This window comes from Nostoc sp. CmiVER01 (assembly GCF_034531135.2).
In the GTDB taxonomy this organism is placed as follows: domain Bacteria; phylum Cyanobacteriota; class Cyanobacteriia; order Cyanobacteriales; family Nostocaceae; genus Nostoc.
Genome location: NZ_JAVRBU020000011.1, coordinates 77,783 through 104,605, shown reverse-complemented (window position 1 = coordinate 104,605; position 26,823 = coordinate 77,783). Strand labels below are relative to the sequence as shown.

Genomic DNA, 26,823 nt, shown 5'->3' with positions numbered 1-26,823 from the left:
CAAACCAAGGCGTTACCAGCTAAAGAACTTATTTAATATGTAGCTTCTGTTACTCATACGGTATCAGATTAATAACTATTATATCTATACAAAAGGATTTTTGGAGGAAGAATGTTTCTTATTTGGTGAGTATTCAGAGCAATTCTTTGCTTCTTCAGTGAGAACAATAGAAGGATTTACCGCACATTTTAGATAATGATTATTAGAATAAAAACTACAGTTTTTACAGGGAAGTTTGTGTAAAGTTTTGGCAGGAAACACAATTTTATAATCTAAAAGTGTCCGGATTTTTCGCAATATTAGGAAAAAAACCATCCAACTAATTACAAAGCCAACAGGAGATAAAGATATCGCTATATCAGTAATAGTTAATTCATGCGTTTGTGCTTTATCTTTTATTGCTTCACTCACGATTACTTGATGTAACTTACTATTATTTGCTACATTTGTCGACAACATTTGAGAATGATACATATTATTTACCTTTACTATATGTCTTTGGTTTCTTGATTTTTACTAGCCATCACTAGTACAGCACGGCATAAATAAACCACCCATTCCAAATCAACGAAACTATTACCCTGTATTCATTTTGACTTTTGACTTTTGACTTTTGACTTCCGCCCTGCGGTACTAGCTAGTTATTTGAAAATATATCCTGACTATTATTGTGTCATCAAAATTAAATTGATGACACTGTTTTTTAGGAATATATAGTCATTTTTTACAAGATTCCGCATAATTTTATAAACAAAACTTGATTTTCCTAAATCATGGCAAAGTTATAAATCTTCCATATTGATAGAAATATCAAAAAACTTTGGAAGATAACGATATTTAGGGTTTAAGTTTATTGATCTGTTTTTTAATAAACAAATCACTACACATTTTTTAGTAGATCAAGTTCTAATGTTTATAAGGGTTTAATTATAGGTTTAGCAAAATAAAACTTTAGCCATATCTGCCAAGAGTTTTGCTTATATTTTTCAGTTATATACCCAAGGGGAGAAATTAGATTATGAGCTTTATAACTAGATGTTTTTATGTTAGAATATATGCAAAAATACTTTAAAAGTTTATAAATATTAAAATCATCCGATTTTGTAAGTTAGATTTATTACAAAAGTATTGAGTGTAATGGTTTTTGCATTGGTAGCTTCTCTAGTAGAGGGTTTTCACTGAAGATGGAGCTTTTGGAGTGCGTGTAAATAGTCCCATGCATTGGCAGTGATTAATTCTATTTTCTTGAGTATTTTTGCTCAAATTACTTGACAACTAATGTTAGGGGTATTTCATTGTTTGTCATCTAGCTGTTATCTAACCCGCCTCAGAACGAATTCACCGGTCTAATAGTGAAAGTTGTCTAAAGACGACTCTACCAGACGCTCCGCAAAAGGGTCTACGTTTTTCAATCTAACCTACATTAGAGTTATTTTTTAGGCAAAACCTACGCAGTATTGCCAGTTACGTAAGTCCTGAACACTTTTACAAGCGATCGCCAGGTAAATAGACTTGTACTGTAGGGCACAGTATTAATCATATGTGTTAACAAAAGCCTAGAAATAGCTTAACTATTGGCTCCTTCACCCGCATGGAACTTTAGTTTTATGCAAGACATGACTTTTACCTTAATTTGACACCAATGAGCATTACTGTACCCTTACAGAAATTAAAGCTGCTGTAAGAATTATGAATTACGGATTTTTAAAGAGCGGTGTTTGTAACCGACTATGCATAGTAGAACAATTAGCAATAAAAGCGCTTTGATCATTGATGGCTCCACTACCTTCTTCACTTCGGTAGGGGTTTTAGGAGTAACATTACACGGAACCTCAATGATCTGTGTGTGATCAGAACCATTACCACTGGGAGTCAGATCGCATTCGCCTGTGCTGGTGAGAGACAAAGGTGTATTTTTTGAAGAAACAGATGAAACAGATGCTTGAGCTGAGGAACTATCGCCATTCAGTAGTAGAAGCAGAATTAAAGCAAGACCCCCAATTCCAAATATTGGCCAGAGTGGAAAGGAATCAGGACTGTCTTGTACCAAAACATCTCCCACATAGGCAGGGGAAGTATCGAGGCCCATTACTTCTCCATCCAACGCTAGTGGATTATCACTCAGCAATATATCTCCTGGGATATCTTCTCCCAAGAGCTGACTAAATTCCTGTGGAATCGCGTTAATGGGACGTCCGAGTTCCCCACCATTTTCAGAGTATGGAAAGGATAGTACTTCAAAAATCCTCTGTTGGAGTTGGTTTGAATTTCCAGAATTCAACGCATTCAAGCCTGTAGAGATTTTATTGAAATAGAAATTCGTCATCTCTGGCGACAGACCTAAAGACTGAATCTGCTCCTTAATGTTAGGGATTTTTGAGGCTTCCTCAAAGAGTAGTCGTCCGTATGACAACTTCAAGTCTATTAATCCATTACGGAGGCTAACTGAGTTATTGGTTCCTGAATATGGTGACCAGTAAAACTGCTTGGTTACAAGTCCGAGTCCTTCTACTGGATTCCGACCAACAGGTTGTCCAAGAAGGTATTGAGAACCATCCATGATTGTGGGGGATTGGTTTCTCCAAAATGAGGCGTAAGGCACTTCAGAGAGATTGGGATTGTTACCGTAAAAGCTAGCAAAATTCTGGAAGTTTTTTTCTCCACCAGCTGCTCGTATCAAAAGGTTTTGATAGTTAGTTCCGTCGTTTAAATCCAATAATCGCTGGATTACCGATCCAGTTTTATTGCAAGTCAGACCAAATCCCACATCACATCCAGGAATGACTCGCATCTGGCTCAGATTCTGGTTATTGATTTGGTACTGGAGATACTCATACTCCAGTCCTTGTTGGATACCATAGCGTCCAATATTGAGCTGTGCAAAAGCAGATTGAAACGTAGTGAGTACTACTGCAACAGATGAGAATACGATAGTTGCAAACCGAACCCCTTTCTCTAAGTTCGCGGAGCGTGTCCTAGACAGACGCTGCGCGTAGCTTGCTTCCACGAAGGGGTACGGCATTGCAATTCTTTGAACAATTGATTTAGGCAAGATGCACCTCCACTAAATGACAGCAATTTCATTGGTTGTTCACGTCCCTCTTCCAGTCCGTGGGGTTGAAATTAATAGCTCTATAAATCCAATCGGTCGCAGCAATACCGCAGACTCACCGAGTCTGCAAACAGTATTCCTATCCTTGGTAGTTACGATTAGGGATTGGGAGAAAATTTCTTTACGAGTTGAGTGAGGTTTGAATCCCCATCTATACCTATTTCACTCCCCATTCCCTAATTCATTTAACTCTTAGGTAAAGAAATGTTGATCGTGATTCCGGTACCTTTAAGATTTCCTGATGAGAGTGTGTGATATAAGACTAATCCCCGGTTAGGTTGGTCGAAAAGAAACCCACGACGTGTGGGTTTGATCTTGCCTTCTTTTACTAAGGAGACAAAGGCTTCTAAATACCTGCGTATACCTTGACGGTTCTCTGGACTAGTATTCATGTGACGCTTAATCAGCATCATAAAGAAATCTAAACTACGATTTTCCTGTCCCTGAATCAGACTGCCCTCATCTAGGAAAGAACTTGCTATGAGCCTGCCATCAACTTGTTTAACTTTAAATAGGGTAAAGTAACGCCCTTCTTTTTTAGGATCGTTCGCATAACAGACCCAAGAACCCTCTTGATTCTGTATAAAACCTTGTTCTGCAAGGTAAGAAAGCAAAGAATTACTTGCCTTTGTCTGTACTGGAGGTAATAAATTATCAATGGGATCTAAAGAGCAAATCCTCTGCGTTGTTTTCCGTAGAGAAGCAGCAAGAGTCTCCTGGTTATAGACTTGTGGGGTCTTGTCATTAGCCATTGCCATAGTAGACATTGTAGCGATCGCAGATATTTGGAGAGCGATCGCTCCAACCAAACGAACAATAATATTCATGTTTTTCCTGTTACTTTTGCTGACGTTGTTAAGAATCGAGCCATTACTAAATCAAGATTGATCTAGCAGTCCTAAATCATTTTTTAGATTTAAGTGTTTGTCTCATTGGGTCGAAGTAGCTTAAGTTTTCGACAATGAAATAGGCATTTTATATAGGTAACTACTCACAAAGAGAAATCAATATCTAAATGAAACACACAATATTAATGTCTTATTGACAAGACAAATTTGGCTTTTCGATATTTTTACTTATACGAAAAACAACTGACTTAGTGTCAAAACTTTTATATTTACTCTTGTCTAATTTTTTGCCATTTTAAGAGGGTTTTACACCTTCTTAGCTAGCTTTAATGATTTATCAAAGAGGACTTTGTGAGCTATTTAGTACCTTATAAAGCGAAATTTTAAAAGCTCTGTGCTTGGCAAATTGGCGCTTTTGTGGATTTCCTTGGTGGGTTGAATAATTTTTCTTTTTTGGAGGTAGCGCACCTAACTAACTGTTTCAGCATGTTTTAAACTTGATGTATAAAATAATATCTCCTGACAGTAAAATAATATTACCATGAGCTTGAGACATGCAACACTATTGTGGACAGTTGTCAAAGTTGTACACAGTGAATTGTAACTACCTCTTGATTAAATTTCATAGCAAATAGCTGAGAATCAAAATCAATTTACTTATATATTACTAGTATTTTAAAATATAGTACTTTTGTTCTAAGGCTAGAAAATTATGTTTTAAATAAAACTTTAGATTGCTAAGTACAAACTTTACTATTTAGTAAACTGTTATTGCTATAAACCTTGTAAGCCAATACGCTGGCCTTTATGAAAAATTGTAGCCTCCGAACTGCTGGGTTTTATTATTTGACCCAACCTACGCAACTTAAGATTTCTGGCGCTAATACCAATTCACAATGGGCTAACGCCCCGCTCCGCTGTTTTCATGCCCGCAGGGCTGTACGCAATTAAAAAACTTAGATGCAGCAAGGCTTTCAGTATTTACATCTGTATCAAACTTTTCGTGAAATAGTATAACCCAAGTGTACTACCTTATAAGCGTCTAAGGCTCAAATTTCTAAATCTAAACATTAAGTAGACCTATATATATTTGTCACAAAGAAAGAGTATGTCCTTAAATTTACCCTGTAGATAGAGGAATGTCCTGAGCAAAGTTGATATATTTAGATATTTAAGTGGTAACCAGCTTAACTACAATTAAGATATAGGAATCCGGTTTGATTTCTGAAAATATACGTAGGATGTGTTAGCGACAGCATAACGCATCAAAACTGTGATAGTAGCGCGTTACGAACTCCGTTCTAACACACTCTACAATACCTAATTTTGTTCAAAAATAAAATAGTAATCCTATTATATTAACTTGGTATTTTTACAAGCCTTAGCAGTATGAATGTGGGATTTTTTAACAGGATTCCTTTGATGCCTTTAGTATTATTATGGCTGGCTTACACTTTGCTGGGATGGTATCTTGCTGCTCATCATATTATTTGGTTAGTAGGAGCTTTTGTAGCTGTTATAGTTATAGCTGTAGTGCGGAAAAGTATTTTTTGGTTAGAGCGTTTAGTTGAATTTGGGTCTAAAACTTTAGCTGTTATATTATTTTTAAGTATATCAATTGCTTTTGTCGCAACTTGGTCGCTATTATTAAGGCTTTTTATCATACCCCTAGCAACTACGCTTTTAGCTGATTTGGAAATGCGCTTTTCTGGCTTCGACAAGCTAGATTCATTTTGGGTTTTAACAGTCATAGCAATATTAGGTTTGGTGATTGGCGAATTGATAGATATTTTACTTTTTCCCAGTAGCAGATACTAAAGGAATAAAGGTGAAAAATGATTTTTGTTATTTATTAAGTAAGAGTGCATAGATGTGTGCCCTTCTTTAATCTGAAGTTTTAAGCGATCGCACTTTTAACTGCTTTGAATATCATCGGTTTGCAGCTAGGTAAATAGACACAAAACTTGCTCAATGCTGCAAAATTTCTGGATTTGTTGCTGGTAGTAATTCTCGGACTTACCGCCATTGGTAGTTCTGTCGTCCTTGTAGAATCTGCATTATCACGAACGTGGAGACTGGTGATGATGTTTGTGCTAACCTACGATCGCCTGAACACTAGTTTTTTTTATGCACGCTCACCCGCAAAGCCTTTAAAACAATGGTGGATTATATCGCCCCGATATTTTGGTTCTGTGTTTACACCTTAGCTCCTTGGCAAGAAGAGAAGCTGCGGATGAAATGTACTCTAATGCAATCAAGAATCTTTACATTTTCAAATTACTTCTATTGGGGGATGACAAAAGCAAGTTTAAAGCTTGAGAGCATAATCTAAAATCCAAAATTTTTTGACTGGTAGAAATTCAAGTAAGGGCAGGAAATATGATAGGGTTAAAAGGAAAGAATGCTTTAATTACAGGTGCAACTTCAGGTATTGGTCAGGCGATCGCTATCAGACTCGCCGAAGAAGGGTGCAATATCGCCATCAATTACCGCAAAGACCCCGAAGCTGCGGCAGACACGGAAGAGATGGCATTGCAAAAAGCCTGCGGAAATATCGAAAATTGTGGTGTGAAGTCGCTACTGGTTCAGGGAGATGTCTCCCAAGAATCAGACATTGTTGAGATGGTCAACACCGTAGTCAAAGAATTTGGCAGTTTAGATATTCTAGTTAACAATGCTGGCATTCAAACAGAAAGTCCATCCCATAAAGTTACCACAGCAGACTTTGACCGGGTAATTGCAGTCAATCTCCGGGGTGCTTATCTTTGCGCCCGTGAAACTATTAAACACCTCCTGTCTGTTAATCGTCCGGGGGTGATTATTAATATTTCCAGCGTTCACGAAATTATTCCGCGACCGATGTATATCAGTTATTCCATTAGCAAAGGTGGTATGGAAAACCTAACCAAAACTTTAGCATTGGAATATGCCAAGCAAGGTATTCGTGTCAACGCCATTGCCCCCGGAGCAACAGTCACGCCAATAAATCAAGCCTGGATAGATGACCCCGAAAAAAAGGCGATTGTGGAAAGTCACATCCCAATGGGGCGTGCTGGCTCCTCTGAGGAGATGGCAGCCGCAGTAGCTTTTTTAGCTTCGGATGAAGCCACCTACATCACCGGACAAACCCTATTCATAGATGGTGGATTGACTCTGTATGCTGACTTTCGAGAAAGCTGGTCAGCTTGAAAAAGAGGCAAGGGAGCATGGAGCAGGAAGCAAGGGGAATAGAACAGAAAGGTCGATTCCGCCTCTGCCCCCTGCCTCCTTCTCCCTGCCTGTTCGTTGAGGTAGGCTTGCGTACTTTCCACAATTGAGCCGATACATACCATTAGTGGAACTAGACGCCCATGACTAGCGCGATCGATAAGAACAGTCTGCTCGAAGCAGAAGCCTGGGAATTGTTGGAAGAGTCGATAATTTATTACCAGGGAAAACCCATTGGTACTGTAGCCGCCCAGGATGCGGAGTCAGATGCTCTTAATTATGACCAGTGCTTCCTCCGCGATTTTGTCCCTTCTGCCTTGGTGTTTCTCATGCACGGCAAAGCAGAGATTGTGCGTAACTTCTTAGTAGAAACACTGAAATTACAAAGTCATGAAAAGCAGATAGACTGCTTTGAACCAGGAGCGGGATTAATGCCTGCAAGTTTCAAAGTACATTCTAATGGGAATGAGGAATTTTTGGTTGCTGATTTTGGTGAACTGGCGATCGCTCGCGTTCCCCCAATTGATTCTTGTATGTGGTGGATTCTCTTGCTACGCGCCTATGAAAAAGCTACAGGCGATTTGACTCTAGCGCGTCAGCCAGATTTTCAAGCAGGAATCAAGTTAATTTTGGATCTTTGCTTGGTACATCGCTTTTCCATGTACCCAACAATGTTAGTTCCCGATGGCGCGTTTATGATTGACCGTCGCATGGGAGTCTACGAACATCCTCTAGAAATTCAGGTGTTATTCTATGCGTCTCTCAGGGCTGCTACTGAATTGCTTTTACCAGATGGGGATGGCGATAGCTACCTTGGCAAAATCAATAGACGATTGGGATCTTTGAAATATCATATCCGCAACTATTACTGGCTAGACCTGAAGCGATTGGGGGAAATTTATCGTTACAAAGATAACGAATTTGGTAAAGAAATTGTTAATAAATTCAACATCAACTCAGAATCAATCCCCAATTGGTTAACCGAGTGGTTGCCCGAAACTGGAGGATATTTAGCGGGAAATTTGGGGCCGGGACGGATAGATTTTCGCTTTTTTGCTCTGGGAAATCTGATGGCAATCTTAACTTCCTTAGCCAGTGAAAAAGAATCTCAAAGCATTATGAATTTATTTGCCCAACGTTGGCAAGACTTGATTGGCTATATGCCTGTTAAAATCTGCTTTCCAGCAATGGAAGGTTTAGAGTGGAGAATTGTTACAGGATGTGATTCTAAAAACAGGGCTTGGTCTTATCACAACGGCGGTAACTGGCCCGTTTTGCTGTGGTTATTTACCGCAGCAGCACTGAAAGCAGGTCGAACAGAACTTGCCCAAGCAGCGGTCGCCATTGCCGAAAGGCGTTTATTTAAGGATAAATTCCCAGAATACTACGATGGCAATAATGGCCGTTTGATTGGCAAAGAAGCTAGAGTTTATCAAACTTGGAGCATTGCCGGATTGCTAACAGCCAAAAAGTTCGTAGAAAATCCAGAGTACTTGGAATTAATCAATTTTGCCGAGGGTCTCGAAGTCCCAGGCTGTAGCCTGTAGGTACCGAATGGCTTTCAGGGCTTCTACCCAGAACATAACTTAGCCCTTGTACTTATACAGGATGCCTCTGCTAACTAGTACAACGGGCGCGGAAATAACTATACCATTTCAAATAGCAGAAGAAGCTTGGAATAAAATTATGCGTGACTTTTAACACTTCGATTCCTCTCGACTGCGCTCAAGGCAAGTCCTCAATGTTAACTTCTGACTTTTGCCTTGCGGTACTAGCACTGTAACTCCTGGAGACGCTATACGTATCAAAATCCTCAAAAGATTACCTAAAAGTGAACTTTAAATTTTCAAATACCGGATAACTGATACACTGTATAGTAAGAGGTATCTGAAGTGTCATACTTAATAATATCACCAGATAGTCTTTGCATAACTAACACGTTTTAACGTGGATAACCCATGAAAACTACTTCAGATTTAATTTCAGAATTTGAACAACTATTCAGACAAAAACTACAACTAAATAATTGTAAACTTAGAAAGAAAAGACAAGAGAATAATTATGAAATTATTACTCCAGCTAAAGACATTTTTTTAATGTATTGGTCTGAATTCCCAGATGTTAACTTAATATATCAACCTGTAGGTGTACGCACTCAGCAGACTAGTGTTTATGAACGAGCTATCCGCTCCCACATTAATTCTAGTCTGAGTAGTATTCAAGAGAATCCTAGCTCTGAATCATCATTATTAGTGAACTAACTAATACTCAGATAACACATAGAATATTTACTAAGCTCTCGCCAGTTTTTATCATATAACTGACGAGAGTTGATAACTGAAAATCTATTGATCGAGAGATAAAAATGCAATCCGAAAAAAATCAAGATCAACTAGATTACAAAACTTTGTTAGCCAATGCAAAGCAAGCCTTAAAAGTTGAATACCAAAAATCAGCTGCTTTAGCGTCCCAACTGCAAGCCATAGAAACTCAGCTAGAGCAAGTTCAGTCCGAAAACAAAACTCTAAGGGAGAGTGCTTACGAAGATGTAATTAAGCACTTTGAGGCGCGGACTCAAGCAGCAGAAGCACTTGCACTCAAAACAGAAGTACGCCAGAGATTCCTTGAAGCCAATGGTTGCAACGATGATCAGAGCTTTGAGACTCTATGGGATAGCATTAAAAATAAGATTCAGATCCAAGATGGTGAAGTAAGAATCGTTGCTCAAAATGGCACTCCTAAATTCACCTTAACAGGCAGCATGATGACTTTGAGGGATTTTATTCAATCCCTCAAACAAGACCCAATCTCTAGAAAGTTTTTCTACAACTAAAGAACCAAATTAATGAAATTTTCTCGCTATAAGCTGACTAAAGATTGTTTAAGAAAGCTATTCATCTTGGTTTCCTGGCGGTCTTTCGCTCTCGCTTTGTTGGGCGTCCCACTCTAAAATAATGCGTTCCAACATCTCAGATTGCGTACAGTTATTAACATCGGCGTACATTTTAATCAACTGCCTTACTTCAGGACTAATGTGGCGGATCTCTAGTTGCTTATTTTGTAGCATGTCGATTAACTTTTAGTGTCTATTACATATATTGAACTATTAAACTATTTTTGTTGCGATAAATTTTGTTAATGGCGATGTCTTATACCAATTCTGTATGAAGATGCGCTCAACCATATTTAAGTACAAGGAAGAAAAACGAACCACAAAGGACGCATAGACACGAAGTGGCTTCCCGCAGGGTAGGACACAAAGAAAGAAAGAAAGAAAGAATTTAAGAGGGTTTGGCGCAGCCTCACAAAGAAATGGTATTACGACAAGCCGTTACCCGTCTACGCTCGCTATCACCTGTTATGTAACTGTTTAGCCTTAAAATCGCTTAGGGACTTCCAAAGAATAAATTATCCAATCTTAATGGGGTGGCTAATACCAATTCACAATGGGCAACTCTTGGAGACGCTAAAAGCGAACGCCCCGCTACGCTAATGCAAGTCGCAATGACCCTCGTTCCTCGCTAACGCTGCGCTAACGCAATTCTCAATTAAAAAACTTAGATACAGCAATGCTTTCAGGGTTTACATCTGCATCAAATTTTTCGTTAAATGGTATAATATGAGCGCCTAGTTTATATGGGGTGCGAGACGGCCACTCCACAATAAATAATTGAATATTGTTTTATTTAAAAGTCCCTTAACCAGGTGGGATTGCTTCTTCAAAAGGACGGATAATAGCAGGGGCTGGTGTAACTTCTGGTTTAAAAATTCCCTGCAAGGCTTGTTCTAAGGTTTGTGCCATGACAATGCGGTTTTCGTAAGCCACGACAACCCGCACTAAAGTTGGCAAGCTATTCTGTGTGGCTTCTAGATAGATTGGCTCGACATACAGCAGTGATTGCTCAATGGGAATGACTAATAAATTCCCCTGAATAGCTCTCGACCCCTGGCGATTCCACAAAGAAATTTGCTGAGAAATTACTGGGTCTTGATTAATCCGCGCCTCGATTTGCTCCGTCCCGTAGATCAGTCTTTCTTTGGGAAAAGTATATAAAAATAGCTTCCCGTAGTTTTCGCCATCCGATCGCGCCGCTAACCAAGCGATTAAATTAGTCCGTTGTTTGGGAGTATAGAGCAGAAATAGGATAAATTCTTCTCTACGAGAGGCTTTGCCAACAAAAGGCACGGTGGGAAGACTAGTAATCAAATAGTACGGCTCTACTGGACGGGGTTCACTGCCATAAATTTCGTTGGGGATTTGCCACTGGTCTTCCCGATTGTAAAATACCTGAGGATCGGTCATGTGGTAGGTCATCAACCGCTCAGATTGAATTTTGAAGAAGTCCACCGGATACCGCGTATGACTGCGGAGATTTACTGGCATTGTACTGAGCGGTTTAAACATGTTGGGAAATATCGCTGACCAAGTGGCAATGATCGGATCGCTGGGATCGGCAATATAAAAGTTAACAGTACCGTGATAGGCATCAATCACTACCTTGATTGAGTTGCGAATGTAGTTGATACCATCGCTACCAGTGTCTGAGTAAGGATAGCGATCGCTTGTCGTGTAGGCATCAACAATCCAGTAAAGATAGCTGGGATTACTTGGGAAATCTTGATTAGCAGCAGCAGCCACTAAATAGGGGTCGCTGTCAAATTTGAGGAAGGGTGCGATGGCTTGAATTCTTTGCTTCACATTTCGTCGCAGTAGCACCTTTGTCTCAGGCAAAAAATCTCGCGTCAGCAGCATCTGCCAATCTTTCAAATACATAGCAAATAACCAGCGTCGCCATGCTGAAGCGATTTCAACGCCGCCTAGACCATCGTAAGAATTGTAAACATTATCGCTACCACTAGGATAGTCTAGCTCTCTAACTTTTGTGCCAGTCATTACGTAGGTATTAGTTATTTCACCATAATAAATCCGGGGTTGCCCAATAGGAATACTGTCACGAATGGCTGCATTATAAGTTGTGAGGGCGCTACTATTACCGCTAATATCTTTGACAAAATATTCTGGTAGCCCACCCGGCCCAACTGTATTAACTGGGCTAACAGTAAAGCCGAAACCGTGAGTATAAATTAGATGACGGTTAACCCATGTTTGAGCTTCCTGTGGTACAGCATTGTAGTCTAATTCTCGTGCGGCAATCAGTACCTGCCGCCGTTCTGCTGCCTCAACTGGTTCCTGCTTAGATTCTGGTGGCTTTTGGGGAGCAGATGGTTGGCGTGAAGTTACGTCTGTTTTGAGAGTGTAGCGGTCAATATCGGCATCGGGAAACCGATAGTAAGGTCGAATTTGTTGCAGTTGACGGTTGGTTTCTAATAGTGGTCGCTCATCCCACAAGCGAATATTCCGAATTGTCAAGTCATTCTTTTGAATATCAGCTTGAGTTAATGTTCCTTGCGGGTTAAAGGTTCTAGAATCTATCGCTTCTAGATCGAATGCTTGGCGAGTCAAGGCAATAGTACGCTGAATGTAGGGTTGCTCTCGTTGTAACTCATTAGGTTGGACAATTAAATATTGCACCACCCCAGGTAGAACAATGTCAGCAGCTGCAACTAATACTAAATAAAGCCCTAACCCGTAAAACACCAAAGGACGATACTGAGATTTAGGTTTCCAGAAAAGCGTTCGCCAAAGTAGGTAAAAGGCGATCGCTACTGCCAGGATGCACAAGACAGTGTAAGCTGGCAACTGGGCTGTTACATCAGTATAGCTGGCACCATAACTTACTCCACGGGTAGAATAGACGAGTTCATAGCGACTTTGCCAGTAACTCAGCGCCACTACCAGCATCAATAAGCCACCCATACCGAATAAATGACGCTGTTGCTGGGGTGAAAAACCAGGAAAAATTCCCTGACTCAAACTATCAGCCGATAGGAGATAAGTGAGAGTAACGGCGACGAATCCATATAAACATAATCCCATCAGCCAGAGTTCTAACAGTTCCCAAACGGGTAAAGAAAATACGTAAAAGCTGATATCTCGACCAAATAAAGGCTCAGTGCTGTTAAAAAGGGTGGGGTGGAAATATTGCAGCACCTTTGGCCAGTGTTGGAATATGATGAAGGCAAAAATGGGACTAAAGAAAACTGCGATCGCAGTTAGTAAAAATTGGGGATAAATTAAGATTGCGATCGCTACTCCCACAATTAAACCGAGATAGGAGACTTGAGAGAAAATCTGCCTCAAGAGTTGCCAGATTGTCTCTGGTCGGAATAAGGCGGGAATTGGTAAAATACGTTGGTTAACTGGAGAATGCCAGTAAGAAACAGCAATTTGACCATAGTGAGCCAGCATTAACCCGATCAAGAAACTCAGTATTAGAGTTAAGGGTAATAACCCGCGCAATCTCATTTTTTTTAAGCGTTGCGGCGTAAGTGTCTGGGTTTCGTTGCGTCTTGGATAATGAGGATTGAGAAAATTTGTTAATCCACTAGTGAGTTCTGCTTCCTCACGCCTAACTTCCTCAATTTTCAGAGACTGAGAATATTTTAGCCGTTGTGCTAGAGCCAGATTTAACAATAGATAGGTAGCAGTTACCCCAGCCACGACTACCCACAAAACACCACGAGTCACCACCCTCAACAGAAATACTTGAAGGTAGCCGACTTCCTGAAACCAAAAAATCTCTGCTCCCACGCGAGAACCCAGATCCACGAGTAGCCACAGCCCTAAAAATACAATTAATAGTCTAAAGCCCCATTTCCAATACATTGATATGTAATTTAATAAGAACGCCAATTCTCTATTTGCAAGCTAGGTACTCTTTAAAATTATCGAACATTAGATGTTACAACAATATGATTGTGAGTTAGTGCTGTTGCTGCGATCAGAACATCATAAGAACCGATAGGAGTACCTGCTGTTTTCAAAATACTTCTAATTTTGGCAGCTTGTTCTGCTTCTTCCATACCAAAAGGTAAAATTGTCATTGAACCTAATAATGCTTCAATCAATGATTGAATTTTTAAGGCACGTTGAGGATTAATTGCTAATCCATACTTAACCTCCATTACTGTTAAGGAGGAAATAAAAATATCAGTGGTAATAGTAGACTTTAATAGCTTGAGAGTATTTTCTTCTCCCTTGACACAATCACTAATTACGCACGTATCGAGTAAGTAACCCATCATTACAACTCGATTTCATTAGGTGGTAGCAGTTCGTCTCGGTAAGATTTAAAAATAATACTTTCTACTACACCTTGATGTTGCATAATCGTTTCTGGCCAAGTCGTGGCTTTTGTTTCTAAGAAAGTAACAAAGACTCTGCTTTCAGTAATACCTTGTGGTGTTTCAGCTAGTTCAATTTTGCCATTTTTATAAATTCCTTCAATGGTTCGTAGCATTGTTGTTTACCTCCTATTTAATTTTTAAATGTAGTTCCAGTTTAGAACATCCGAGTTCTCAGGGTAAGCTTAGATAGTTGTGAGCATGAAGTTCCAAGCTCTGAGGATAGAAGTTGAAGTTCAAAGCCTCAACAACACCACATAGAAGCACAGATACTGCCATGCCCCTACCGATGTACCTCACAAAAAAGAGAACCGCTATATTGTCATTTGAATCAGGAAATCCCTAAAAATACCTTTAAAGCTTGAGCAATATTGCTCAAGCATGATTTTATTAGCTATGGCTATGTGTTTCACTAATTAGAGTAAAGGTTTGCCATCACAGGTAATCTATTACGCCAAGCATACGGAGGTTTAATGTCGATATCTAAAGCTCTCAACAGGAACGTTACTTCTCAAAACACCGTTGAAAAACGCTTGCAGATGCAGTGTTTGATAGGAGCAACTCAAATACTTGCACCTAGTACTGGGAGTGATGTAGTGAAGGGATTAACTCAAACATCTAAATCTCTACCCCCCTCTTACTTTTATGATGACCGTGGTTCTGAGCTATTTGAGTTAATCTGTGATTTACCAGAATATTATCTCACACGCACAGAAACAACGATTTTACAACAGTATGCTAGCGAAATTGCCAAGATAACTGGCGCTTGTGAATTAGTAGAACTTGGCAGTGGCAATTCTACCAAAACCCGCATTTTACTAGATGCCTACCAGCAGCTAGACTATCCCCTACACTACTTACCAATTGATGTGTGTGCAGGGATATTGGAAAGTAGCGCCAAGCAGTTATTAAGAGATTATCCCTTACTGCAAATTTATGCTTTAGCGGCAACTTATGAATTAGCCCTTGCAAAACTCCTACCGACGCAATTACCCAGCAGGATGATTTGTTTTATTGGTAGCAGTTTAGGTAATCTTACACCTAATGAATGCGATGTATTCTTTTCTCAAATTACAGAAGCGCTACAAGTAGGTGAATATTTCTTGTTGGGGATAGATTTACGAAAGCCGAAACAGATTTTGGAACCAGCTTATAACGATAGCCAAGGAGTGACGGCAGCATTTAACCTCAATATACTGGAGCATTTAAATCAACAGTTTGAAGGCAATTTTGACACCACTCAGTTTGAACACTGGGCATTTTACAATGAAAATGAGCATCAAATAGAAATGCATTTACGCAGCCTGCGATCGCAAAATGTAGAATTACGCGCTCTTAACCTCAAGGTTAATTTTGCACTAGGTGAGACTATCCTCACCGAAATTTCCCGCAAATTTGACCTCAATATTATCAAGCAGCAACTCACTGCACAGGGTTTATTACCTCTCCAAGTGTGGACAGATCCAAATCAATGGTTTGGTTTATTACTCTGTCAACTGCAAGCATAAAGCAAATCAGAGTATGCCTCACATAGATAATAGCAGTTCTCAGTGAGTCCAATATAGACCAATACATTTTCAATTAAGCTCCAAATCCTATGTAGAGACGTTGCAATGCAACGTCTCTACATAGCTAAAATCAATACCAAAAATCTTTAACTCAAGCGTATTGCAATGTATATCTAACAAAAACACCCCCAACCCTTATAGGGTTGGGGAATGAAGTGAGGTCTAAGTATGTTGCATACAAGTGAGAATTGCTATAAATGATATTACACAAATGAGAGAGAAAAACTAAATCTCTCACTATAATAGTGTTTTCACTATTTAAACTTGTATATAATATACATACAATTGTATACTTTTACCACCACAAACTAGTCAACTAAATATTTAGCCTCTAATTATTGCTGCATCGAAGCTGTAGGAAAAATTCTGCTGAATATAGGAACCCGTAGCTTCGGCTTAGTTGAAGTTATATTAGCATTATCAGCTATATTGACATTAGCATCAGAAGATTTATTGGCTACCTCAGAGAGAATAGGTGGTTTGCTATTAGTAGAATTGGCAAAATCACTTAGTTGGATAGCCGAAGGTGAATTTGAAGATATAGAAGTAATATTATCAGTATTTTGGGTGTTGGATTTTACCGGAGTTTCAGCTTGAGATGGAGTAATGATGAAAGTCGAGCTTGTTCCTAATACCACTATCAGCAGATTAAAAAGATATTGTCGCATGGGGATTTTTCAAAAAGTTTCAAAAAGTTGTATTTGTTCTAAGTTGGAAATAAGACCCTGATTTTTCTAGATAAATCGCAGCTTAGTACATTGATTCATTCACAAAAACTTAACCCCTTCTGTTACCTTTCATATAAGGTAGGGGAAAGCTAAATTCTGCTCTTTTTTTAAGAGAGGGGTATTCTAGAATTATGGAATTGATCTTACAGAAAGTTTGCAAATAGATACCCTGAAATAACTGACGTTTATTCATCAATTAAGTCAGCCCTAACTATTAATAATTTAATCGGATTTTTTTATTATTAAAATAGAAATTTTACTGAATTTTTTGAAAAACGCGATTTTCAGTCAATTAGCTCATAAATCGTATATTTAATGAACTACAACCAACAATATATAAAGTTTTAATAAAACCTGACTTTTATAAAAGTACGTATATGCGTTCCGGGGTGGATACTAATCTGTCTATAGCAATCAAATTTGATTCTTAAAAAAACCTAAGTATATATATGTAGGGTGAATTATGGATATTTAAGTAAAACGGCTTAAATAATTAAAGGTTTGTAGTAAAAACTTTAGTCCCAAAAGAAGGCCTGAAGTCTTTACTACGAACTCGATGACAATGATTTTATATTACTTAATATAATCTTATTTATTCGCACCGACTTACTTAGCCCTAAATTAGCAAAAATTTTAAAAGGTGTGTTATACCATTTCAGTTATTTAAACCACGACTGAGACGGGGAGTAGTCAGTTGGGAGCCGTGTAGTTTAATTATTTGATAAGCGCTGTAAACTGAAATAAATAAAAAAGTGACGAGATGAGATTTTATGATATTTACACCTCACCCATCACCCTGAATAACTTGCACGTTGATAAGCTGTTACGCATTTTTAAATTACACCAGCTTATTACTTGATTTCTCCTCTAACTAAAGAAGCGGATAGTCGTTAAGTTGTTATGTGATTTACTATACAAAAACTTTTAACTTATTAACATCTATTTAGTTTTACTTTTGCTTATTCCAGATAGTTCCTTCATAGATTTGTGAAAATCTAAAAGCTCAGATTTCTGACTTTTGTAAGGAGTCGGAAGGTTTTTGAGCAAAAAATGTATTTATAATCACAAACAGACTTAACTTAAACTATATATCTTTGGTAGTAGTAGCTTGATACTTGTGATGGAAGTTGCGGAAAAGATTATTAGTTATTCTATGTAATCATAGAAATAATTATTATTAGCAATTAATTATCCATTAAAAAAAAGAAAAAGTGGGTTAAACAAAAATAAAAACTAAAAGTTGAGAGCCAGGATTTTCTAATTGCAATGTTTTATCTAATTTATCTGTTAGTGATAATTGTGAATGGGTTATAAGTTTAATTACAAATCTGCATAATCTGGGGTCAGCAGATTTTGCATTCGTATTTAGCAAAGTTTACCAAATCTCCCACTCAAGGTAGAAATAATACTTAGCAAAGTACTGTAAGCTTTTTGTAAAAAAGCATGTGAGTGCAAAAGTTATTAATGGACACTCTCTAATTCCCTAGATTCAATTTTTTCAATTTGCTTTATTTATCTAGGTTAAATGCAATACATGTCAATTTACAAGATTCTACCACATGTAGTGCCAAAAAGATAAATTGTTGAAAACCTAGAATAGACATACTCTTAGAGATTCTATTGAATAATAATTGCAGTTCAGAACTAATTAAATTTATAATATGAAGTACTGTAATTTTTCCAATAATTTACCTAGTATATTTTTTGCTTCAACTCTGCAAGTAAGTAGCGAGAATTTAAGGTGAACATAGAAAAATTTATCCAGCGCTCAGAAACATTAAACAATCGTTTAGCAGATTTATACCAAACTGCTAGTGTATTACCTTGGATTTCACCAGATCTGCTGCCGCAAGCTTTTAAAGAACTCTATAACAGCTCAAAGGTAGTGCAGTTAGCCGCAGAGGAACTCCATCAACAAAATGAGGAACTAATACAATCACGGAATTGTTTAGAAACAGAACGCCAATATTATCAAGAATTATTCGAGTTTGCGCCTGATGCCTATTTAGTGACTAATACAGAAGGAATCATTCAAGAAGTTAATTTCACCGCAGCTAAATTGCTCAATGTTTCAAAGCAATTTTTAGTGGGCAAACCAATGATTAACTTCGTCCCTATAGAAGAACGTCAGCACCTTCGTAACGAACTGATTGAACTAGCTCAATCAGACAGAGTTAAAGAGCTATTGATACGCTTGCAACAACGTCATGGTGAGTTATTTGATGCAGCTTTGACAGTGGTAGTTGCCCGGAATCCACAGGGTAAGGCAACCTCTTTGCGCTGGATGTTACGTAATATTTCTGAACGGAAAGGGGTAGAATCAGCAGTGATCAAAGACGATAGCAACCTCTTGTACGATCGTCCTGTGCAGAAATATTCTAAAGGAGAAACTATTCCCCTTAACCCATTAGTAATTTTGTATGTTTGTCAGGGTTTGGTCAAACTTAGTACTTACTGTGAAACGGGTGAAGAAGTTTTAACAGGATTGGCAACAGCAGAAATGGTTTTTGGCTCTAGTTTAACATCTTTAAACATTTACCAAGCAACAGCCCTCTCTGATGTTGAGTTGGTGTCAATTTATGCAGCAGAGATAGCAGCCTCCCCCAACCTGAGCCATATCCTTTTACCAAAAATTAATCAGCGCTTACGCCAAACAGAATCTTTTTTAGTCATTTGTGGAAGACGACGGGTACAAGAGCGCTTACACCATCTATTACAACTTTTGAAGCGGGAAGTTGGTGAAACTGTGCCGGAGGGAACTCGCCTAAGTGTTCGCTTTACTCACGAAGATATTGCTAGCGCCTGCTGCACTACTAGAGTAACAATTACACGATTGATTGGCAAATTACAAGAAGAAGGTGTAATCAGTTTTGACTTAAAAAAACACATCATATTAAGAGGATTTGATTAATTACTTTCTTGTAAATTGATGACTTGAAATTTTGAATTTTGAGCGTACTCTTACAAAGAAGCAACGTGACATCTTTGTTAAGCAAAAATAAGTTGCCAGCCAATTAGGAAAATTATTATATCTGCAAAAATATGGCTGATGTATCTAGGCCAGATTAAACAATAAGTTAAGTAGCACCATGACCAAATCGCTCTAAGAACACGAACTCCACCCCCAACCCCCTCCCCGCTCTTCGAGAGGGGGCTATGATCTACCTTGTATGATTAGGAAACGCTATATCATGATTTTTTGTGTCAATTTACTTATACATAATTAAAATGCACAGCGTCTTGCAACGTTGTGAAGGATCTGGGATTTGAGGCGGACACAGCAAAGTAAGCGTAATGCTATGCCGACTGGGAATTCAAAATGTACCCAAAATAATGTATATCTAATTTGACATGTATTGTTAAAATCGCCTACGCAGCATGTCAAAGTAGCTATGTACACACTTGGCAACATAACTCAATCATTGGGCTACATCTTAGCATTGGACTTAGGTACGACAGGCAACCGCGCCTTTGTGTTTAACGCAGACGGTAAGATTGTTGGACAGGCATATAAAGAACTAAGTCAGTATTATCCTCAGCCCGGATGGTTAGAACATGACCCTCAACAAATCTGGCTGGATACGTGTTGGGTGATGCAAACCGCAATTGGCAATGCCCAGATTGCTCCATCTGCGATCGCAGCCTTGGGGCTAACTGTACAGCGTGAAACCTGTTTGATTTGGGACAAAACTACTGGTAAACCACTCCATAGAGCGATCGTCTGGCAAGATCGCCGCACTGCCCCCCTTTGCCACCAATTACAACAGCAAGGCTACGCTCAAGAAATTTACGATCACACCGGATTAATCATTGATGCCTACTTTTCTGCGACTAAGTTCAGGTGGCTATTAGACAAGTTTACAGATATTGACCTGAACAATGTCTTAGCAGGAACTATTGATACCTGGGTGCTGTGGAACCTCACAGGTGGCAAAGTTCATGCTACTGACCACAGCAACGCCAGTCGGACAATGTTGATGAATCTTAAAACCTTTGAGTGGGATGAGAACTTACTTGAACTATTTCAGATTCCGGCGCATATTTTGCCCCAGATTCAGCCGAGTTTAGGAGTATTTGGAGTCACTGATGCTACTTTGTTGGGTGCTGAGATTCCCATTACTGCGATTTTGGGGGATCAACAAGCGGCTCTATTTGGTCATGGCTGCGATCGCCCCGGTTTGATGAAATGTACTTATGGGACTGGTAGCTTTTTGGTTGCTCATACAGGTGATCAAATTGTGCGATCGCACCATAAACTTATTTCTACAGTGGCATGGACACAAGCAAATCCGAAAGGAACTTTAGATGTAGGCTATGCCTTAGAAGGTAGTATGTTTACTAGTGGAGCTTGTATCCAATGGTTACGCGATTACCTGAAGCTGATTAAAACTGCTGCTGAAAGTGAAGCGATGGCAAATCAGGTAACAGATAATGGCGGAGTCTACTTTGTGCCTGCATTTAGTGGGCTAGGCGCACCTTATTGGGATATGAGTGCTAGGGGAGCCTTTTTCGGCATTACCGCCAGTGTACAACCAGAGCATCTAGTTCGCGCCGTGTTGGAAGCGATCGCTTATCAAGTTTTGGAAGTAGTAGAGGCGATTAATGCTTCTAGCAATACTCCAGTTGGGCGATTAACCGTAGATGGTGGTGCTTGCGAGAATAATTTTCTAATGCAGTTTCAAGCTGATGTATTAGGTATTCCAGTTGAACGTCCGGTAATGCGCGATACGACTGTTCAAGGTGCAGCATTTGCAGCAGGTTTAGCTTTAGGATTTTGGGAGAGCTATGAAGCACTGGTGGAACAACGGCAAATTGAACGTGTGTTTGAGCCGGGGAGCGATGCCCCATTGTCCAACTTTGCTACTTGGCAAAAGGCAGTGAAACGCACTCTTGCTTGGGAGGAGTAGCCCTTATTATAAACACAACAAGTAAATGCGATCGCTCAACAAGCAAATGTGAGCGATCAACCTGACTTTTTACGGGATGTGGAAAAGGGGATAGACTTTTACAAAAGGTCTATTGTGTTTGAAGCTATGGTGTAAATTGAAACACGGTTCCTTTTCCCGAAACACCACCAGTAGAGGTAGTACCGTAAAATGCACCATTAGCAAGTTGAATTAGGGTAGACTCTGGCGTTGCCCCATTCGTGCCATTAAAACTAAATAACAAAGTGACGGTTCCTCCAGATGTCAACCGATAGATGCCTCCTTTATTATTTGCACCACCTGTAGAAGTCGTACCGTAGAAGTTACCGTCGCTTCCTTTTGTGAGTGCAGCTGTGGGGTTGGCCCCATTGGTGCCATTAAAACTGGCAACTACAACTGGTGTACCGCCACCGAGGGGAACCTTGAATATAGCTCCTTTATTACTGGCTCCACCCAGAGAAGTCGTGCCATAGATAAATTTATCAGATTCAATTAATCCAGACTGAGGACTTTGCCCATTAGCACCACTAAAGCTATATGAAGTTATCACTCCTGCGGGAGTTAACTTGAATGCCACACCCTTATTACTTGCTCCACCTGCTGAGGCGGTGCCATAGTAGTTTTTGTCACTAGCTAATTGCAACCTTGCTAATGGAGTTGCTCCATTAGTACCGTTGAAGTTAACTACGACAGTGGGGACACCACCAGTCGGCGCAATCTTGAATACAGTTCCTTTATTATTGACCCCACCGGCAGAAGTTATCCCCACCAAATTGCCATCGCTATCTGAAATCAATCGACCTGCTGGGTTGACTCCATTAGTGCCATTGAAATTTAAAAGAGTTGTCAAGGTTGTAAAAGTTGTTTTTCCCAACTTAAACAACGTACCGAGGTTATTTGTACCACCTGTAGAGGTTGCACCATATAGATTGTCATCACTTGCCTGGAATAATCTAGCAATTGGATTAGTTCCATTGGTTCCAGTGAAGTTAACTAGTGTAGTCAGAGTACTAAAATTAGAACCAGTTAATTTGAATGCTGTTCCTTTATCTTGCGAACCACCTGCGGAAGTGGTTCCATAAAGATTGCCATCCTTCCCTGCAAACACACCTGCTTTTGGGTTGGCTCCATTAGTACCGTTGAAATTTACAACGGTCGTTAATGTTTGTGCAGAGGCTTGTTGCAAGGGCAATACTAATGGAGACGCCAATACAGCCAGAGAAGTTAAAATTAATGCGCTATTTTTGCTTTGACGTTGTTTGTACAGTTTCATCTTGTTCACTTACACTCCTACAAAAATTTGCTCAGACGCTAACCCGCAATAAATCTCCAGCCTAATGTTCAAAAACTGCTTTACCGAACATAATTTCAGTGTGGGCATAATCATTTATTCCTTTTAATCAGGCTGGAGATTTATTTTTATAGATATACCTCAGACTAGGTATAACAATTCTTGTATGGATGCAATCTTCTATGGGGTGCAAGACTTTGCACTCCTTAAGAGATATCTATTCCATACAATTGAAAAAGCTTGGATGGCTTGGATTAACAAATTTTGTAGTACTTTATTTCATAAATTAGTTGTGAAATCAAGTACTATAAATCGTTATTCATGACTAGCTTATAGTGAGAAATCATCAGGAATTTGGGTATAGTCTTGACCAGGAAGAATTTTGAAATCCTCTAGCTGGCTATACCACAATAGCTGTATTCACACTTAAACTAATTGCTGAAAATGAGATAATTAATGATGTCGTTAAGTAACATAACATACTCATTATTTTTTAAATGTCGTGAGCAACACAAAAAATTTAAATTTAACTTTTACCTCTGCTATAGGAATTCTATTTGGTTTTTGAAAAAACTAAGGCAGAATGCCAGGATAAACGCATGTAGTTTGTGTAACCTTGCTGTATACATAAGGATATTGATGAAAAAATAACTCAATTATTAAACCTCAAATCCTTGCTATTAAAGTAATTTGCACTCTTGCTACGCCCCGCTATGCTCGCAAGGCATCTCGTAGATCAAAGAGCAATTACATTTTATAACGGAGATTTTAATTAGGCATCAAGATGTGCAGTTAGGTAAGCACATCTAAATTACCTTTGGCAAAAACCTTGATTAAGAATGTATTAATGAAATCAGATTTATCGCTTGATTTAGTTTTTAGGGGTTAAGTCGATGTCTTTGATGCTCACTAACTAAGCTTGTTGAAGTGCGGGCTACGCCTACGCTTGAAATCTTTGCAATGAATAAGTATTAATGAATGCGATTATTTTGAGATTTACTAATATGGATGTTTTATACTTGACAAAGTGCGCTTAACCTGCTGTAAAAACGCTTTTTTCTTACTACTCTAATTTACATAAGCAGTAAAACACAATCTATAATCATTTCATATTAATTTGACGCACTTATGGCAAAGTTATAACAAAAATATGACGAAAGTTTTACTAAACAGCCTGTTAAAATCAGGAAATGAAAGAAACTTATTTAGACGAATATCAGTCATAAATTTTTGACAATCAAAACTTATAAATCAGGAGATTTGTTATATGAACCGGGTTTTTTCTAAGAGCTTACTGGGGCTAGCAGGTGTATCATTCTTACTTTGTTCGTCTCAATTAGCAATGGCGCTTGTACCCAATAATGTTGCCATTATTGTTAATAGTGGCTCTACAAATACGATTGGGTATCGCATTTACGTATCACCATCTGGACAAATTAAATATGTTGATGGCAAAGGGTCTAATCAAGGTAAATTGCCCGAAAAATTAACGAAAAAGTTTTTCAATGACTTGAAAGTTGCTGAACCTTTATCTAATTTACCAAAACGAGGTTGCGTCAAATCTGTTTCTTTTGGTACAACTACTACCATTAGATTAGCTGGTGAAGAGTCGCCAGACATTAGCTGTCCTGGCAATGCAAAAGCTCAAATATTGGATAATGACGTTATTGCAATTGCCAATGCTTTAAATGTAGTTAATATTCCTAAGAGCCAAGGAAAACCACTTCCACCCCAGAACTTTTAGTTGATTCACCGATTTATTATTTTTAGCTGGGGTTAGAGAGCTTGTACAAGATAAAACTGCTCTGGTGTAAATCCAGAGCAGCGTTAATCTATACTTCATTTTTGGATGCAATTTAAGATGCGTTTGCTTTGGCAGTTCCCCGCAGTACTATAGTCTGGTATGACTGTAATTGTCCTAACAAGGGAGTGCGAATAAATCCTGATGTTTTTTGAGTAGTTAAAATGGCTTCGGTTTGGACAGGGGTTTCTCCATTTCTGATAAATAGGTTAATAATTGGCAAAAGTAAGCTCAGTTTGACTATATTTCCTCCAAAGTCAGGGTTTGGTGGCTTGCTAATAATTACTGTCACTAATGTACCGATATCAGTAGCTAATGTCTGAATTTCGTTACCACTAAAATGAGTGGAAATATTTTTAGTTTTGTAATCAAGCTGTGGAATTCCCTTAAGAATTGAATACTGAATTGTTGTATCTTCGCCCTCAAGTTTAAACTCATTTGGCCGTTGCACAACAATTGCTTGTGCTGGCTTTGTGGATTTGGTCATAAAAAAAGAAACTAGTGATGTGGCAGTTAAACCAGTCACAAAGGTAAAAGCAGTTTTGAGAATTTGACGACGGGAAGAACTACCAACAATGTCTTTTAAGTTAGGCTTCATAATTAATAAATTCCAGAAGCTAATAAATCTGATCTTTTCAAATATATAATGCTTCCGCAGATTACGTACTAGTACTTAAAGCCAATTATCCTATATTTCATGGATAGGTTAAAACTCGGTTTAATGAAGCGATCGCTACCATTTGAAACGTGCTTACCCTAAACGTGCTACCCTTTTTAGACAGGGGAATTAAACGCCTTAAACTTGTCAAAGGATTCTTATACTTTAGATAGATGTGTTTGCCCTGGCTTTCTCCCTAAATCAACTCTTGACTGAGCAAAAAGCAAGTAATTTGACCAGCATGAATTGATTTACTGCATAATACTACTCACAAATCAGGATGCTGGACGCATGATTACTAAACCTAAGATTTTTATTGATGGGGAATCGGGAACCACAGGCTTACATATTTACTCACGCCTCAATCAACGCGATGATATCGAGTTAGTTAGCATTGAGGCATCTAAACGCAGGGATGCAACTGAGCGAGCTAAATTAATTAACGCCGTCGATGTTGTGATTCTCTGCCTACCTGATGATGCAGCCCGCGAAGCTGTTAGCTTAGTAAGTAGTACTAAGGTTAAGATCCTTGATGCTAGTAGTGCCCATCGCACAGCTAAGAATTGGGTATATGGTTTTCCTGAACTCAATCCAGGACAGCGAGAGAAAATCGCCAGCGCTCAGTTTGTCAGCAATCCAGGCTGTTATCCCACAGGATTTTTAGCCTGTATCCGTCCGTTGATTGCTAAAGGAATTTTAAAGAGTAATTTTCCCATCACCGTTAATGCAGTGTCAGGTTACTCTGGTGGCGGAAAGAATCTGATCAAACAATACCATACCTTCCACGAACAGGAGGCTGGAGGAGAGTCGCTCTATCCTTATGGTATCTACGGTTTGCAGTTTGGACATAAACATGTCAAGGAAATGCATCATTACTCAGAGTTAGCATCGCCACCGCTATTCGTACCAGCAGTAGGAGATTTTGAGCAAGGGATGCTGGTTCAGATACCTTTGCCATTGGGAACTTTGGACAATCCACCATCAGGTGAGGTTATTCATCAAACAATTGTTAACTACTACCAAAGTGAAAAATTTGTCCAGGTTGCTCCATACCAAGATTCTACACTGCTGCGAGACGGAATATTTTTGGATGCGATCGCAATGAATGGCACTAATATTGTTCAGGTATTTGTATTTGCCAATGACATTACCAAAGAAGCATTGCTAGTTGCTCGTCTTGACAATTTGGGCAAAGGCGCATCGGGAGCCGCAATCCAAAACTTAAACATTATGCTAGGCTTTCCAGAAGAGTTAGGATTGCTATGAAAGAGGGTTAGGCAATAGAGAAAAAGAGTAATTTACTTCATGCTCAATGACTAATGGTTTGTACAAGACAGCAATGATTATTATGATATCATGTCCGCTTGATTGCTTATTAAACTCGAAGAACCCCTCCCCGCTTGCGGGGAGGGGAGACAAAGCATAGCTTTGGCGGGGTGA

At 39.0% G+C, this 26,823-nt stretch carries 21 protein-coding genes; 11 read left to right on the top strand and 10 right to left on the bottom strand.

Going from position 1 to position 26,823, the window contains the following annotated elements:
* Positions 1-84 precede the first annotated feature (84 nt).
* The 3 genes from RMZ43_RS20010 to RMZ43_RS20000 all read right to left on the bottom strand — a co-directional run bounded on the left by RMZ43_RS20010 (position 85) and on the right by RMZ43_RS20000 (position 3,939).
* Positions 85-474: a hypothetical protein gene (locus tag RMZ43_RS20010; protein ID WP_322655355.1), complete on the bottom strand. Its 390-nt coding sequence runs from the start codon at positions 472-474 to the stop codon at positions 85-87.
* 1,213 nt (positions 475-1,687) lie between these two features.
* Positions 1,688-3,022: a hypothetical protein gene (locus tag RMZ43_RS20005; protein WP_322655354.1), complete on the bottom strand. Its 1,335-nt coding sequence runs from the start codon at positions 3,020-3,022 to the stop codon at positions 1,688-1,690.
* Positions 3,023-3,297: 275 nt separating this feature from the next.
* Positions 3,298-3,939 carry a hypothetical protein gene (locus RMZ43_RS20000; protein ID WP_322655353.1) on the bottom strand — a complete coding sequence of 214 codons (642 nt, stop codon included), beginning with the start codon at positions 3,937-3,939 and terminating at the stop codon, positions 3,298-3,300.
* Between the two features lie 1,410 nt (positions 3,940-5,349).
* Between RMZ43_RS20000 and RMZ43_RS19995 the strand changes: the two genes are divergently transcribed.
* The 6 genes from RMZ43_RS19995 to RMZ43_RS19970 all read left to right on the top strand — a co-directional run bounded on the left by RMZ43_RS19995 (position 5,350) and on the right by RMZ43_RS19970 (position 10,000).
* Positions 5,350-5,778 (top strand): hypothetical protein, encoded by a 429-nt coding sequence (locus tag RMZ43_RS19995; protein WP_322648317.1) that lies wholly within the window; start codon positions 5,350-5,352, stop codon positions 5,776-5,778.
* Between the two features lie 146 nt (positions 5,779-5,924).
* Positions 5,925-6,167, top strand: a complete 243-nt coding sequence (locus RMZ43_RS19990; protein WP_322648463.1) for a hypothetical protein — start codon at positions 5,925-5,927, stop codon at positions 6,165-6,167.
* 172 nt (positions 6,168-6,339) lie between these two features.
* Positions 6,340-7,149, top strand: a complete 810-nt coding sequence (locus RMZ43_RS19985; protein ID WP_322655352.1) for a glucose 1-dehydrogenase — start codon at positions 6,340-6,342, stop codon at positions 7,147-7,149.
* Between the two features lie 161 nt (positions 7,150-7,310).
* On the top strand, positions 7,311-8,714 hold the full coding sequence (locus RMZ43_RS19980; RefSeq protein WP_322655351.1) for a glycoside hydrolase 100 family protein: 1,404 nt from the start codon (positions 7,311-7,313) through the stop codon (positions 8,712-8,714).
* 411 nt (positions 8,715-9,125) lie between these two features.
* Positions 9,126-9,428, top strand: a complete 303-nt coding sequence (locus RMZ43_RS19975; RefSeq protein WP_322648320.1) for a hypothetical protein — start codon at positions 9,126-9,128, stop codon at positions 9,426-9,428.
* Positions 9,429-9,532: 104 nt separating this feature from the next.
* Entirely contained in the window at positions 9,533-10,000 is a 468-nt protein-coding gene (locus RMZ43_RS19970; protein WP_322655350.1) for a hypothetical protein, read from the top strand.
* A gap of 57 nt (positions 10,001-10,057) precedes the next feature.
* On the opposite strand, the gene RMZ43_RS19965 is transcribed toward RMZ43_RS19970, so the two are convergent.
* The 4 genes from RMZ43_RS19965 to RMZ43_RS19950 form a co-directional block, all read right to left on the bottom strand.
* Positions 10,058-10,234 (bottom strand): hypothetical protein, encoded by a 177-nt coding sequence (locus RMZ43_RS19965; protein WP_322655349.1) that lies wholly within the window; start codon positions 10,232-10,234, stop codon positions 10,058-10,060.
* A gap of 630 nt (positions 10,235-10,864) precedes the next feature.
* The gene (locus tag RMZ43_RS19960; RefSeq protein ID WP_322655348.1) at positions 10,865-13,894 is read right to left on the bottom strand and encodes a UPF0182 family protein; all 3,030 of its coding nucleotides are present in this window, start codon (positions 13,892-13,894) and stop codon (positions 10,865-10,867) included.
* Between the two features lie 59 nt (positions 13,895-13,953).
* Positions 13,954-14,313, bottom strand: a complete 360-nt coding sequence (locus tag RMZ43_RS19955; protein ID WP_322648324.1) for a PIN domain-containing protein — start codon at positions 14,311-14,313, stop codon at positions 13,954-13,956.
* Positions 14,313-14,528, bottom strand: a complete 216-nt coding sequence (locus RMZ43_RS19950; protein WP_322648325.1) for a hypothetical protein — start codon at positions 14,526-14,528, stop codon at positions 14,313-14,315. Before RMZ43_RS19950 ends, RMZ43_RS19955 begins: the two co-directional genes overlap by 1 nt.
* Before the next feature lie 357 nt (positions 14,529-14,885).
* On the opposite strand from RMZ43_RS19950, the gene egtD reads away from it, so the two are divergent.
* Positions 14,886-15,920: an L-histidine N(alpha)-methyltransferase gene (gene egtD / locus RMZ43_RS19945; protein ID WP_322648326.1), complete on the top strand. Its 1,035-nt coding sequence runs from the start codon at positions 14,886-14,888 to the stop codon at positions 15,918-15,920.
* A 395-nt stretch (positions 15,921-16,315) separates the two neighbouring features.
* Here egtD and RMZ43_RS19940 read toward each other — a convergent pair whose 3' ends face one another.
* Positions 16,316-16,648, bottom strand: a complete 333-nt coding sequence (locus RMZ43_RS19940; RefSeq protein ID WP_322655347.1) for a hypothetical protein — start codon at positions 16,646-16,648, stop codon at positions 16,316-16,318.
* A 1,801-nt stretch (positions 16,649-18,449) separates the two neighbouring features.
* Here RMZ43_RS19940 and RMZ43_RS19935 point away from each other — a divergent pair.
* Entirely contained in the window at positions 18,450-19,619 is a 1,170-nt protein-coding gene (locus RMZ43_RS19935; RefSeq protein WP_322655346.1) for a PAS domain S-box protein, read from the top strand.
* 481 nt (positions 19,620-20,100) lie between these two features.
* Positions 20,101-21,615, top strand: coding sequence for a glycerol kinase GlpK (gene glpK / locus RMZ43_RS19930; RefSeq protein ID WP_322655345.1), 1,515 nt, complete (start codon positions 20,101-20,103; stop codon positions 21,613-21,615).
* A 124-nt stretch (positions 21,616-21,739) separates the two neighbouring features.
* Here the strand turns inward: glpK and RMZ43_RS19925 are convergent, their stop codons facing one another.
* Positions 21,740-22,906 (bottom strand): choice-of-anchor tandem repeat GloVer-containing protein, encoded by a 1,167-nt coding sequence (locus tag RMZ43_RS19925; RefSeq protein ID WP_322655344.1) that lies wholly within the window; start codon positions 22,904-22,906, stop codon positions 21,740-21,742.
* 1,285 nt (positions 22,907-24,191) lie between these two features.
* Between RMZ43_RS19925 and RMZ43_RS19920 the strand changes: the two genes are divergently transcribed.
* Positions 24,192-24,668 (top strand): hypothetical protein, encoded by a 477-nt coding sequence (locus tag RMZ43_RS19920; RefSeq protein ID WP_322648332.1) that lies wholly within the window; start codon positions 24,192-24,194, stop codon positions 24,666-24,668.
* Positions 24,669-24,780: 112 nt separating this feature from the next.
* Here RMZ43_RS19920 and RMZ43_RS19915 read toward each other — a convergent pair whose 3' ends face one another.
* Positions 24,781-25,323, bottom strand: coding sequence for a hypothetical protein (locus RMZ43_RS19915; protein ID WP_322648333.1), 543 nt, complete (start codon positions 25,321-25,323; stop codon positions 24,781-24,783).
* 354 nt (positions 25,324-25,677) lie between these two features.
* Between RMZ43_RS19915 and argC the strand changes: the two genes are divergently transcribed.
* Positions 25,678-26,649, top strand: a complete 972-nt coding sequence (argC, locus tag RMZ43_RS19910; protein ID WP_322655395.1) for an N-acetyl-gamma-glutamyl-phosphate reductase — start codon at positions 25,678-25,680, stop codon at positions 26,647-26,649.
* Positions 26,650-26,823 lie beyond the last annotated feature (174 nt).

Excerpts from the sequence above, each read along its gene's own strand:
- RMZ43_RS19915 (WP_322648333.1), bottom strand. The coding sequence starts at position 25,323 with ATGAAGCCTAACTTAAAAGACATTGTTGGTAGTTCTTCCCGTCGTCAA.
- RMZ43_RS19960 (WP_322655348.1), bottom strand. The coding sequence starts at position 13,894 with ATGTATTGGAAATGGGGCTTTAGACTATTAATTGTATTTTTAGGGCTG.
- RMZ43_RS19970 (WP_322655350.1), top strand. The coding sequence starts at position 9,533 with ATGCAATCCGAAAAAAATCAAGATCAACTAGATTACAAAACTTTGTTA.
- RMZ43_RS19955 (WP_322648324.1), bottom strand. The coding sequence starts at position 14,313 with ATGATGGGTTACTTACTCGATACGTGCGTAATTAGTGATTGTGTCAAG.
- RMZ43_RS19975 (WP_322648320.1), top strand. The coding sequence starts at position 9,126 with ATGAAAACTACTTCAGATTTAATTTCAGAATTTGAACAACTATTCAGA.
- RMZ43_RS19925 (WP_322655344.1), bottom strand. The coding sequence starts at position 22,906 with ATGAAACTGTACAAACAACGTCAAAGCAAAAATAGCGCATTAATTTTA.
- glpK (WP_322655345.1), top strand. The coding sequence starts at position 20,101 with ATGTACACACTTGGCAACATAACTCAATCATTGGGCTACATCTTAGCA.
- RMZ43_RS19980 (WP_322655351.1), top strand. The coding sequence starts at position 7,311 with ATGACTAGCGCGATCGATAAGAACAGTCTGCTCGAAGCAGAAGCCTGG.
- RMZ43_RS19985 (WP_322655352.1), top strand. The coding sequence starts at position 6,340 with ATGATAGGGTTAAAAGGAAAGAATGCTTTAATTACAGGTGCAACTTCA.
- egtD (WP_322648326.1), top strand. The coding sequence starts at position 14,886 with ATGTCGATATCTAAAGCTCTCAACAGGAACGTTACTTCTCAAAACACC.
- RMZ43_RS20010 (WP_322655355.1), bottom strand. The coding sequence starts at position 474 with ATGTATCATTCTCAAATGTTGTCGACAAATGTAGCAAATAATAGTAAG.
- RMZ43_RS19995 (WP_322648317.1), top strand. The coding sequence starts at position 5,350 with ATGAATGTGGGATTTTTTAACAGGATTCCTTTGATGCCTTTAGTATTA.
- RMZ43_RS19920 (WP_322648332.1), top strand. The coding sequence starts at position 24,192 with ATGAACCGGGTTTTTTCTAAGAGCTTACTGGGGCTAGCAGGTGTATCA.
- RMZ43_RS20005 (WP_322655354.1), bottom strand. The coding sequence starts at position 3,022 with ATGCCGTACCCCTTCGTGGAAGCAAGCTACGCGCAGCGTCTGTCTAGG.
- RMZ43_RS20000 (WP_322655353.1), bottom strand. The coding sequence starts at position 3,939 with ATGAATATTATTGTTCGTTTGGTTGGAGCGATCGCTCTCCAAATATCT.
- RMZ43_RS19950 (WP_322648325.1), bottom strand. The coding sequence starts at position 14,528 with ATGCTACGAACCATTGAAGGAATTTATAAAAATGGCAAAATTGAACTA.
- RMZ43_RS19940 (WP_322655347.1), bottom strand. The coding sequence starts at position 16,648 with ATGCGACAATATCTTTTTAATCTGCTGATAGTGGTATTAGGAACAAGC.
- RMZ43_RS19965 (WP_322655349.1), bottom strand. The coding sequence starts at position 10,234 with ATGCTACAAAATAAGCAACTAGAGATCCGCCACATTAGTCCTGAAGTA.